General features: G+C 70.1%; 9 protein-coding genes and 1 pseudogene. 9 read left to right on the forward strand and 1 reads right to left on the reverse strand.

What is annotated here, in order from left to right:
* The 9 genes from GT354_RS06460 to GT354_RS06500 all read left to right on the forward strand — a co-directional run.
* Nucleotides 1-1,598 (forward strand): peptidase C14 (locus tag GT354_RS06460; protein ID WP_161355239.1); only part of this gene is annotated, 1,598 nt, incomplete at its 5' end.
* Between the two features lie 46 nt (nucleotides 1,599-1,644).
* Nucleotides 1,645-2,937 (forward strand): Gfo/Idh/MocA family oxidoreductase, encoded by a 1,293-nt coding sequence (locus tag GT354_RS06465; RefSeq protein ID WP_161355241.1) that lies wholly within the window; start codon nucleotides 1,645-1,647, stop codon nucleotides 2,935-2,937.
* 75 nt (nucleotides 2,938-3,012) lie between these two features.
* Nucleotides 3,013-4,272 carry a sugar ABC transporter substrate-binding protein gene (locus GT354_RS06470; protein ID WP_161355242.1) on the forward strand — a complete coding sequence of 420 codons (1,260 nt, stop codon included), beginning with the start codon at nucleotides 3,013-3,015 and terminating at the stop codon, nucleotides 4,270-4,272.
* Between the two features lie 64 nt (nucleotides 4,273-4,336).
* Nucleotides 4,337-5,242, forward strand: coding sequence for a sugar ABC transporter permease (locus GT354_RS06475; protein ID WP_161355243.1), 906 nt, complete (start codon nucleotides 4,337-4,339; stop codon nucleotides 5,240-5,242).
* Nucleotides 5,243-5,394: 152 nt separating this feature from the next.
* A complete protein-coding gene (locus GT354_RS06480) occupies nucleotides 5,395-6,213 on the forward strand; it encodes a carbohydrate ABC transporter permease (protein ID WP_346011890.1) in 819 nt (272 codons plus the stop codon).
* Nucleotides 6,214-6,222: 9 nt separating this feature from the next.
* Nucleotides 6,223-7,335: an NAD-dependent epimerase/dehydratase family protein gene (locus tag GT354_RS06485; RefSeq protein ID WP_237534435.1), complete on the forward strand. Its 1,113-nt coding sequence runs from the start codon at nucleotides 6,223-6,225 to the stop codon at nucleotides 7,333-7,335.
* Between the two features lie 132 nt (nucleotides 7,336-7,467).
* Nucleotides 7,468-8,511, forward strand: coding sequence for a dihydrodipicolinate synthase family protein (locus tag GT354_RS06490; protein WP_161355245.1), 1,044 nt, complete (start codon nucleotides 7,468-7,470; stop codon nucleotides 8,509-8,511).
* Nucleotides 8,512-8,521: 10 nt separating this feature from the next.
* Nucleotides 8,522-9,625 (forward strand): hydroxyacid dehydrogenase, encoded by a 1,104-nt coding sequence (locus GT354_RS06495; RefSeq protein ID WP_346011889.1) that lies wholly within the window; start codon nucleotides 8,522-8,524, stop codon nucleotides 9,623-9,625.
* A 70-nt stretch (nucleotides 9,626-9,695) separates the two neighbouring features.
* Nucleotides 9,696-10,547 carry a fumarylacetoacetate hydrolase family protein gene (locus GT354_RS06500; RefSeq protein ID WP_161355247.1) on the forward strand — a complete coding sequence of 284 codons (852 nt, stop codon included), beginning with the start codon at nucleotides 9,696-9,698 and terminating at the stop codon, nucleotides 10,545-10,547.
* Between the two features lie 86 nt (nucleotides 10,548-10,633).
* Here the strand turns inward: GT354_RS06500 and GT354_RS06505 are convergent.
* Nucleotides 10,634-11,490 (reverse strand): annotated as a pseudogene (locus tag GT354_RS06505) (hypothetical protein); the annotation flags it as partial.

Below are 11,490 nucleotides of genomic sequence, written 5' to 3' on the forward strand. Positions count from 1 at the left end.
ACGACAACCCGTTCGGCGCGGTCCTGTACTTCAAGGGCACGGTGACCGACACCGTCGTCAAGTCCGTGCTGTCCGCGCCGATGCCCGACCTCTCCGACATCTTCGAGGTGCCGGACAGCACGAGGTTCAAGGTCGGCGAGTGGTGGGCGGTCACCATCGACGCCGAGAAGGGCAAGGGCAAGTACGAGCAGGAGGTACAGCGGCTCGTCGAGATCACCCGCCTGGAGGACCCGACACACATCCGGGTCGGCTACAAGATCGGCTGGGACCTCGCCGCCGGCCGTACCTTCACCTGGACCCGGATCGAACCCGTCGACCGCGCGCACGTGCGCAACATGGTCTTCCAGGGCATCCCCGACGGCGACCAGCTCACCGGCTCGCACCCGATCGCGTACGAGTACGCGATCAACTGCGACGTCGAACACGTCGACGCCTCCGGCACGTTCTGGCCGGTGATCATGCGCCGCTGGTGTACGCACTTCCGTACCCGCGCGTGCTCGCTGAAGAACCCCGCGAGCGTCACGTGGGGCGGCGCCGGCTACCTCACCCAGCAGATCTACTGCCTGTACGGGCACGTCGAGGACTGCCACGTCGCGAACAGCCGACACCTCAACGACCTGACCGCGTCCGCCTATTGCCACGTGACCAACTGTCACGGCGACGGCGACGACCAAGGGCCGTTCGTGACGCACGGCCAGTTCGAGCACGACCTCGTCTACACCGGGAACTCCGGCCTGATGACGTTCGCCAACTCCGGGGCGGCGTGGGGTTCGGTCGCCAAGCGGATCACCGTGCGCAAGCACGTGTGTTCGTGGTTCGTGGCCCGGGTCAAGATCACCGACCTGACCCTGGAGGACATGCAGGTGATCGGCAAGCCCTCGCTCGACGGTTCCGGGATGCTGTGGGTCAACGCCGACGGCGTGCAGATCCGCGGCTGCACCGCCTCCGGACCGCTGATCGTGTCGCAGGCGTCGACGCGTTCGCAGCGCGCCAACGTGATCGCCGACTCGACCTTCACGTTCGCCAAGGGCGCCGAGATCACCCAGGCCAACGTCACCGCCGACGTGCACTTCGAACGCGTCACGCTCAAGGGCCTGGACGGCGCGAACCTGAAGAACGCGGGACGCCTCACCCTCACCGAGTGCACTCTCGTGGGGACCCCGGCCGCCGCGCCGACCACCGTCACCGGCGCCGCGCTCACCGTCACGGGCGGCGAACTGCGGGACACCGGGCTTCGGTTCGCCGGTAGCGGTGACCAGAGTGCGACGCTCGCGCGCGCCCGGCTCGGCGGCAGCAACGCCGACCGCGCGCTCCTGGCCCGCACCGGCGGCGCGCGTACCGTCACCTGGAACCTCGACGGCTGCACCTCGACCGCCGCCGACGCCGCCACCGCGCACATCGTGGTCACCGAGGGCGTCAACCGCTACCGAGCGGCCGGAAACACCTTCACGGGCGGTCGGCTCGAACTCGCCCCCGGCGCGTTCGCCGGAACAAGTGCCCTGCTGCACACGGGATGCGTCGAGGACGGCGTCACCCGCACCGCGGTTCCCGACGAGGGACCGCGCGTCGCGCACACCGCCGGCAATCAGCTCCTCTGAACCGCCGACCCACCGCTCGTCGCCGCCTCGCACCACGGGAAGCACCATGACCGCGCCCACCATGACCCCGAACAACGGCCACCCGGCCATCACCGATCGTCCGGTCCGGATCGCCCTCGTCGGCGCGGGCAACCGCGGGCTCACCTACACCGACTGGATCCGCCGCCACCCCGACCGCGCCGAACTCGTCGCGGTGGCCGACCCACGCGCCTCCGCGCGCGCCGCGACCGGCGCGGCCATCGAATTCACCGACTGGCGTCCACTGCTCGACGAGCGGATCGCGGACGCGGTGATCGTGGCCACCCAGGACCGCGAACACGTCGAGCCGATCCTCGCCCTCGCGGCGGCCGGCTACGCGATCCTCACCGAGAAGCCGATGGCCGCCACCGAGGCGGACTGCCGGCGGATCGTCGCGGGCGTCGCCGAGGCCGGCGTCCCGTTCGCCGTGTGCCACGTGCTGCGCTACACGCCCTACACCGACCTGGTGAAGGGCGTGATCGACTCAGGAGCACTCGGCTCGATCGTGAGCCTCGACCTCCTGGAGCCGGTGGGCTGGTGGCACTACGCGCACTCGTACGTGCGCGGCCCGTGGAGCCGCGAGGCCGACTCGTCGCCGATGATCCTGGCCAAGTCCTCGCACGACCTGGACTGGATCGGCTACGTGACGGGCTCGCGGATCGAGACCGTCGCGAGCTTCGGCGGCCTCGCACACTTCAAGCCCGAGAACGCCCCGGTCGGCTCGGCCCGCAACTGCCTGGACTGCGCGGTCGAACCCGACTGCCCCTACTCCGGTCCCAAGCTGTACTTCCCGGCCCTGCGCGACACCGGCGACGCGTGGCCGATCAACCACGTGACCGACGCCGCGCACGGCCCGCAGGACCGGGCCGAGTTGGTGCGAGCGCTGCGCGAAGGACCGTACGGACGCTGCGTCTACCACTGCGACAACGACGTGGTGGATCACCAGGTGGTCGCGATGCAACTGTCCGGCGGCCGGACGGCGACCTTCACGATGACCGCGTTCACCGAGCAGACGCACCGTCAGGTACGGATCTTCGGCAGCCACGGGTGGTTGCGCGGCGACGGCGAGAAGGTCACCGTGCACACGTTCGCCGACGACGCGGTCACCGAACTGGACGCGGGCGCGTCCGGCTCGAACGCGGCCGACGGGCACGGCGGTGGCGACACCGCCCTCATCGACGCGTTCGTCACGTCGCTCGCCACCGGCGACGCCGCGCACATCCGCTCGCACGGCGCCGACTCGCTCGGCAGCCACCTCGCCGCGTTCGCCGTCGAACGCTCCCGACACCGCGGCACCACCGAGGCCGTGCCCGAACGCTGAGCTCCGCGGCCGGTTCTCCCGCCGCCCCCTGTGCTGACACCCCGTCAAACCCCGCTGTCAGGAGACGCAACCCTCATGAGAAGCACTCGGCCCCGCGCCACCCGCGCCGTTCGTCTGGTCGCCCTGCCCGTCCTGGCGACCGCCCTGACCGTGAGCCTCGCCGCGTGCGGCGGCTCCTCCGGCTCGGACGGCAAGTCGATCACCACGTGGATGTACCCGGTCATCGCCGACGAGGCGAAGAACAAGGAGTACTGGAACGGCCTCACCACCGCGTTCGAGAAGGCCAACCCGGGCTACAAGGTCAAGGTCCAGACCTACCCGTGGGCCAATCGCGACACCGCGCTCGCGACCTCGATCGCCGCGAACAAGGCCCCCGACGTGGTCTACCTCGTACCGGACCAACTGCCCAAGTACCAGCGCAGCATCATCTCCGCCGACGAGTACATGCCGGCCGCCGAAAAGGCCGACTACCGCAAGGCCGCGCTCGACTCGGTCAGCGTGGACGGCAAAGTACTCGGCACCCCGCTCCTGATGAGCGCCAACCCGCTGATCTGCGACAAGCGCGTGTTCGACGCGATCGGCGAGACGAACTACCCCGCCACGTGGGACGACCTGGCCAACCTCGCCCCCCGGCTCAAGGAGAAGGGTTTCCAGGCGACCAGCTACAGCGGCGACACCCAGCAGACGCTGAACATGACCTGGTACCCGATGCTGTGGCAGGCCGGCGGCGACGTGTTCGCCGCCGACGGCAAGTCGGTCGCGTTCAATTCGGAGGCCGGCGTCAAGGCGCTGACCTACCTCAAGAACCTCGTGGACAAGGGCTACACCGACAAGGACCAGGTCACCACGACCCCCAAGTTGGAGCAGACCCCGGTGGCCAAGGGCAAGGTCGCCTGCACATGGCAGAACACCCCCACCGACGTCGAGCCGTTCTGGGGCAAGGAGAACATCGTCGTCAAGCCCCCGCTGAAGGACGTCAAGTCGGCGGGTTACGGCACGGTCGGCGCGTTCGCGATGCTCAAGGGCGCCAACAAGGACGCCGCGGGCAAGTGGATCTCGTTCGTCGCCAAGCCGGAGAACAGCCTGGCACTGGTGAAGTCCAACGGCTATTTCCCGGCCCGCACTTCGGCCGCCGACCCGTACCCCGGCGACGCTCTCCAGGCGGACATGGCCAAGACACTCGACGCGATGAGCGCGGGTCCGCTCAAGGAGAAGTCGCGCGACGTGATGGGCGTGCTCGCGCCGGAGATCCAGGCGGCGCTGATCGGCAACAAGAGCCCGAAGGACGCGCTCAACGACGCGGCCAAGGCGGCGAACGCGCTGCTGTCGCGCTGATTCCACCGCGGCGGCCCACTCCCGGGTGGGCCGCCGCATCGCCCCACCACCCAAGGAGGTCCCCGTGGCCGCAGTCGCGGAACAACCCCGCAGGCTCCGCCGACGCGGGCCGCACGCACGCCGCGAGGCCCGCATCGGGCTGATGTTCGTCCTGCCCGCCTTCGTGCTGTTCGTGCTGTTCCGGTTCGGGCCGAGCATCGCCGGTGTGCTGCTCGGCTTCACCGACTACTCGCTGATGGACTCGCCGACGTTCACCGGCTTCGACAACTTCACCCGGCTGTGGGACGACCCGGTCTTCTGGTCCTCGCTCAAGGTCACCGTGCTGTACACGGTCATCACCGTGCCCGGCACGATCATCGCGGCGATGGCCCTCGCGCTGCTCACCCGGCGGGCGTTCCGCGGTTCCAAGCTGTTCCGCTCGATCTTCTTCCTGCCGGTCGTCACCTCGCTCGTGCTCGCGTCGACGGTGTTCATCTGGATCTTCTCCACCGACGGCCCGTGGTCCTCGGTGATGGGGTGGGTCGGCGGGCACACCGGATCCTGGCTCGCCGACGACGTGTTCGTGATTCCCGCGCTCGCGATCGTGGGCATCTGGTCGCGCTTCGGCTACGGCATGCTCATCCTGCTCGCGGCGTTGCAGAACGTGCCCCGCGAACTGGAGGAGGCCGCGCTCACCGACGGAGCGGGCCCGTGGCAGCGCTTTCGGTACATCATCGCGCCGCAGCTCAAGCCGTCGCTGTTCTTCCTCGCCGTGATCGAGACCACGGCCAGCTTCCAGGTCTTCGACGCGGTGTACGTGATGACCGGTGGCGGCCCCGCGAACGCCAGTTACACGCTGGTCTTCCAGCTCTACGACGCCGGCTTCAAGTACTTCGATCTCGGCTACGCCAGCGCGATCGGCCTGGCCCTGTTCGTCCTGACGCTCGTCGTGGCGCTCATCCAGCGCCTCGTGATCGGGAAGGAGAAGTGACCATGTCCCTCGATACCCACGAGGTTTCGGACACCGGACCGGCGGTCGCCGTCGCGAAGACCGAATCCGGCGCCGGTGGCGGGCGGTTCCGTCGGGCTTCGCGGTCCGGGCGTTCGGGTTCGCGACGCGAACAGGACAGCGTGCCCTACGCGATGCGTGGCACCACGCGCGGCAAATGGCTGCGCGGGCTCGTCCTCGGCATCGTCGCGCTGGCCACGATCTTCCCGTTCTACGCGATGGTCGTCCTGTCGCTCAAGCCGTCCGGCGCGGTCGAGTTCCCCGGCAGCCTGCTCCCGTGGAACCTCACCACCAGCGCGTACAGCGACGTCCTCGGCTCGCAGGACGTCCCCCAGTGGCTGATCAACACGCTCATCTACTCGGTCGTCGGCGTGCTCGGCACGCTGCTGCTCTCGGCGCTCGCGGGATACGCGTTCGCCAAGAAGCGCTTCCCCGGCCGCGACGCGATGTTCTGGTCGTTCCTGTCGATGGTCATGGTCCCGTACCACGTGACGATGATCCCGACGTTCGTCCTGATCGCGAAGATGAACGGCGTCGACACCTACTGGGGTCTGATCCTGCCGTCGCTCGCCAACGCGCAAGCGGTCTTCCTGATGCGGCAGTTCATTCAGGGCCTGCCCGACGAACTGTTCGAGGCCGCCAAGATCGACGGCGCGTCCGAGTTCCAGATCTTCGTGCGGATCGTGCTCCCGCTGATCAAGCCGATCATGGCCACGCTCGGCACGTTCGTGTTCCTGTGGCACTGGAACGACTTCCTGTGGCCGTTGATCGTCGGCCAGAGCACGGACATGCGCACGCTCACCGTCGGCATCGCCTCACTGCAACAACAGAACGTGCCGCTCAACGTGGTCCTCGCGGGCTCCGTGGTCGCGTTCGTGCCGATCTTCATGGCCTACCTCGTGGGCCAGCGCTACGTCACCGAAGGCGTGGCCGCGACCGGAATCAAGGGCTGAAGGTTCGTTATGACCGATGTACTGCAAGGCGATGTGCCGCAAGGCGATGTGCCGCAAGGCGACGTTCCCCGACGCGGCGAGCCGCACGGCGATGTGCCGCGCGGGTTTCCCGACGGGGAGGCCGCTCTCGAAGAGTTGCTCGCGACCCCGTCCGCCGGTCTGATCGCGGACCTGGCGAAGCTGCGCGGCGATCTCGTCGTGCTCGGCGCGGGCGGCAAGATGGGCCCGAGCCTGTGCCGGCTGGCGCGTCGCGGCCTCGACGCCGCGGGCCGGTCGCAGGCGCGGGTGTACGCGGTCTCCCGCTGGTCCGATGCCGCGGCCGCGAAGGCGCTGGAGGCGGACGGCGTGCGGACCGTCGCGTTCGACCTGATGGACGGCGACCCGGCCGAACTGCCGGACGCGGACAACGTGGTGTTCATGGTCGGCGCCAAGTTCGGTTCCGCGGGCGCGCCCGAGCACGCGTGGGCGGTCAACGCCGCGCTGCCGGACAGGATCGCGCGCCGCTACCCGACTGCCCGGATCGCCGCGTTCTCGACGGGCAACGTGTACCCGCTCGTGGCCGCGGGCTCCGGCGGCAGCGTCGAGAGCGACCCGGTCGGGCCGGTCGGCGAGTACGCGATGTCGTGCCTGGGGCGCGAGCGCGTGTTCACCTACGCGGCGACGGCGCGGGACACGCCGGTCGCGCTGATCCGGCTCAACTACGCGGTGGACCTGCGCTACGGCGTGCTCGCCGACATCGGGGCGGCCGTGTACGCGGGCGAACCCGTGGACGTGACGACCGGTCAGGCGAACGTGGTGTGGCAGGGTTACGCCAACGAGGTCGCGCTGCGTTCGCTGCGGCACGCCGCGGCGCCGTTCACGGTCAACCTCACGGGTCCCGAGACGGCCTCCGTGCGGCGGATCGCGGCCCTGTTCGGCGAGTCGTTCGGCCGCGAGGCGACGGTGGTGGGCACCGAATCGGGCAGTGCGCTGCTGTCCGACGCGAGCCGCTGCCACGAGCTGTTCGGCTATCCCGACGTTCCCCTGCGCACGCTCGTGGCCTGGCAGGCCGAATGGATCCGGCGCGGACATCCGTTGTCGGGCAAGGCCACCAAGTTCCAGGTCCGCGACGGAAAGTTCTGAGGCATCGTGACCAACTCCGCTCCGGGCTTCGGCCCGACGTCAACTCCGGGTTCCGTGCTCGGTTCCGTGCCGGCTTCGGGCTCTTCGGGTGCTTCGGTGTCTTCGGGGGCTCCGGGTTCCTTGGGTTCACCGGTGGGTTCCGCTTCGGTTTCGCCGATCGAGCTGCTGTTGTCCGGCACCGTGATCCCCGCGCATCCGCTCGCGCTGGATGCGCAAGGACGGTTCGACGAGCGGCGGCAGCGGGCCTTGACCCGCTACTACCTCGCGTCGGGCGCGGGCGGGATCGCGGTCGGCGTGCACACCACGCAGTTCGAGATCCGCAAGCCCGACGTGGGGCTGCTGCGTCCGGTCCTCGAACTCGCGGCCGAGACCGTCGCGCGGGAGGCCGGCCGACCGGTGGTCCGGGTCGCCGGCGCGTGCGGCTATACCGCGCAGGCGGTGGCCGAGGCCGAGTTGGCCGCGTCGCTCGGTTACGACGCGGTGTTGCTGAGTCCCGCGGTACCGGGCGCCGACGAGGCCGGCCTGCTGGAACGGGCGCGTGCCGTGGGCGAGGTGCTGCCGGTGATCGGCTTCTACCTCCAGGAGGCGGTGGGCGGCCGGTTCCTGACGCCGGAGTTCTGGCGGGCGTTCGCGGACATCCCGTCGGTCGCGGCGATCAAGATCGCGCCTTTCGACCGCTACCGTACGGCGGACGTGCTCGCCGCGGTCGCGACGGCGGACCGTGCGGGCGACGTGGCGCTGTACACGGGCAACGACGACGCGATCATCACCGACCTGCTGACGCCGTATCGGGTGGCGAACCGGCCGCGCTGGTTCGCCGGCGGGCTGCTCGGGCAGTGGGCGGTGTGGACGTCGACGGCGGTCACGCTGTTGGAGCGGGTCCGCCAGGCACGCGGCGGTGATCGCGAGGCGATGATCGAACTGCTCGGTCGGGCACCGGAGTTGACGGATGCCAACTCGGCCGTGTTCGACGTACGGGGCGGATTCCGCGGCTGTATCGCGGGCGTACACGAGGTGTTGCGTCGGCAGGGACTGCTCGACGGTACGTGGTGCCTGGATCCCGCCGAGACGATGTCACCGGGGCAGGCCCAGGAGATCACCCGGGTGGCCGAGGCGTACCCGTGGTTGACGGACGACGCGTTCGTCGCGGAGCACCTTGATGCCTGGCTCGGGTAGGGCGGGCGGCGTGGGTTCCGCGGGTGGCGCCGATTCCGCGGGCGACGCGGGGGCGGGCTGCGGCCGTCCGGTGATCGTGGTGGCGGTCGCGCCGGGTCTGCGGGAAGAGTTCTTCGGCGCGGGTGAGCCCGGTGTGGACGGTATGAACGGTGTGGACGCCGTGAACGGCGAGCCGGGCGGGGTCGAGCGGCTGCGGGCCGTGGGCGAGGTCGTGCTCGTGGACGATCCGACGGACGTCGACGCACTGCGAACGGCCCTGGTGGGCGCCGATGTCGTGGTCTCGTCGTGGGGGATGCCGCGGCTGACCGGCGAGTTGCTCGCCGCCGCGGATCGGGTCGGGCTGCTGGCGCACACCGGCGCGGCGATCAGCCCCTACGTGGGGCCGGACGCGTTCGCGCGCGGGGTGCGGGTGACCCAGGCCGGTCAGGGCATGGCGCGGTCGGTGGCCGAGGTCGCGTTGGCGTTCACGCTTGCCCTGCTGCACCGCACACATCGCTTCGATCACGCGCTGCGGGGTGGCCTGGAGTGGGAGCACGCCTCGGTGGCGCCGCCTCGACACGAGGTGCTCGGAAGTCGGATCGGGGTGGTCGGGGCGTCTCGAACCGGCCGCGCGTACATCGACGTGGTACGGGCGCTCGGCGCTCGCGTGCGCGTTGCCGACCCGACGCTGACGGTGGAGGGCGCCCGCGACCTGGGCGTGGAACTCGTGGACCTGGACACGCTTTTGGCGACCAGCCGCATCGTCGCGCTGCATGCCCCGTCGTTGCCGGAGACCCGACACCTGATCGGGGCCCGAGAATTGGCCCTGCTCCCGGACGGAGCGGGACTCGTGAACACGGCCCGATCGTGGCTCGTGGACGAGAGAGCACTGCTCGCGGAGTTGAGCACTGCTCGCATCGACGCCGCGCTCGATGTGTACGACGACGAACCACTGCCTGTCGACCACCCCTTGCGTGCGATGCCGAACGTGCTGCTCACGCCACATCGGGCCGCCGGAACGGTCGAGTGTCGGCGCCGGCAGGGCGACATCGTCGTCGACGAGGTCACCCGCTATCTGACGGGCCGTCCGCTCGCGCACGAGGTCGGCCCGGACGCGCTCGTCCGGGTCGGCTGACCGATACCCCCCGACACCCCCAACACCCACCGACACCCCCCAACACCCAGCGATACCAGGAGAGTTCACCGTGCGTCTGATGCGTGTCGGCGAGCCCGGCAGCGAACGCCCCGTGCTGTTCGCCGCCGATGGCCGCCACTACGACCTGAGCCGTTTGACCGAGGACATCGACGGCGCGTTCCTCGCGTCCGACGGCATCGAGCGGGTCCGCGAGGCCGCCGCGGCGGGCTCGTTGCCCGAACTCGACGTCACGGGCCTGCGCGTCGGCGCGCCGGTGGGGCGGCCGGGGGCGATCCTGTGCATCGGCCAGAACTACGCGGCGCACGCCGCCGAGTCGGGCGCCGAACCGCCGAGTCTGCCCATCTTGTTCTACAAGGCGCCGCATACCGTGGTCGGCCCGTACGACGACGTGTTGATCCCGCGTGGCGCGGTCAAGACCGACTGGGAGGTCGAACTCGCCGTCGTGATCGGCAGCCGGGCCCGCTACCTCGACTCACCGAAGACCGCGCTGTCGCACGTGGCCGGCTACACGATCAGCAACGACGTGTCCGAGCGCGCGTTCCAACTGGAGCAGTCGGGCGGCCAGTGGTCCAAGGGCAAGAACTGCGAGACGTTCAACCCGCTGGGCCCGTGGCTCGTGACCGCCGACGAGATCCCGGACCCGCAGACCCTGCACCTGCGTTCGTGGGTGGGTGGGGAGATCCGCCAGGACTCGACCACGGCCGACATGATCTTTTCGGTGGCCTACCTGATCCACCACCTGTCGCAATACCTGGTCCTCGAACCGGGCGACATCGTCAACACCGGTACGCCACAAGGCGTCGCGCTCTCCGGGCGCTTCCCGTACCTCGCGGCGGGCGATGTCATGGAACTGGAGATCGACCACCTGGGCCGCCACCGGTCCCACCTCGCCGCGGGCTGACACGGCGGTCCGCCACCGCCGGTCTGCGCGCCTCTCCCGAGTCCGGTGGTTCGACTCGGGAGAGGGTGTCCACGTCGGCGGAACCTTCAACGGGTGATCAGGTGGCCTCGGTTCTCGATGGCCGGGCGCTCGCCGAGTGCGGTGTCCAGGGTTGTGGCCGCAGTGCGGAGGGCACCGACGGCGGGGCAACCGACCGTCGATTCGAGCGGGCCGTCGAGGGATTGCGGTGGCGCGGTGGAGGTCGCGACCACCACGACGGCCACCACCCCCGGCCGTTGCGCCGTGCGGAGTTCGTACGTGTAGCCGCATGGGCCCGTCCCGGGCGGCGCTCCGATGAAGGACACCGTCAGGGTGCGGCCGTCGGGGGAGACGGTCAGGCGGTCGGGACGCGGTCCGATGTCCTGCCCGGGTTCGGGGGCTGCCGTCGTCGGGTCGGCGGCTACCGCGAGGACGCTGCCGCGTACGGCGGTGTCCGCGAAGGACAGTTGCCACATCGGTACGGTGGCCGGCCCCCACGCGGTGTCGATCGGCGCGTCCACGAGGATCGCGGACGTGACGGTGAGTTCGGGATTTCGGGAATCACCGCACGAGGCCCGGGCATCGGCCGGGATGCGCTGCTCGAAGATCGCCGACGGAGGCACGATCGGCCGGCGCTGCACGGTGCCGTCGGGCCAACCGATCTGCGCATGACCGGGTGTGGCGGGCAGCACGCCGTCCGGGATCTTCAGGCAACCGTTGATCAAGGCTGCCTTGTACCCGCCCTTGCAGGGTTCCCAGGTGCCGATCTGGTCGCTGTACGAGCCGGTCGGGGTGAACACGCGGGGCGTTCCGGCCCCGTGCTCGCGTTCCCAGCGGTCGGCCGCAGCGGCGGCGAGCCGGTCGGCCGCGATGGTCCGACCCGCCGGATCGGTCGGCCACGCCGCACCGGGCGGCCCGGGAGAGA

This window comes from Streptomyces sp. SID3343, from assembly GCF_009865215.1.
In the GTDB taxonomy this organism is placed as follows: domain Bacteria; phylum Actinomycetota; class Actinomycetes; order Streptomycetales; family Streptomycetaceae; genus Embleya.

What these genes read in the sequence shown, in the direction of transcription:
- GT354_RS06480 (WP_346011890.1), top strand. Translation starts at nt 5,395, where the DNA reads ATGCGTGGCACCACGCGCGGCAAATGGCTGCGCGGGCTCGTCCTCGGC.
- GT354_RS06465 (WP_161355241.1), top strand. Translation starts at nt 1,645, where the DNA reads ATGACCGCGCCCACCATGACCCCGAACAACGGCCACCCGGCCATCACC.
- GT354_RS06485 (WP_237534435.1), top strand. Translation starts at nt 6,223, where the DNA reads ATGACCGATGTACTGCAAGGCGATGTGCCGCAAGGCGATGTGCCGCAA.
- GT354_RS06470 (WP_161355242.1), top strand. Translation starts at nt 3,013, where the DNA reads ATGAGAAGCACTCGGCCCCGCGCCACCCGCGCCGTTCGTCTGGTCGCC.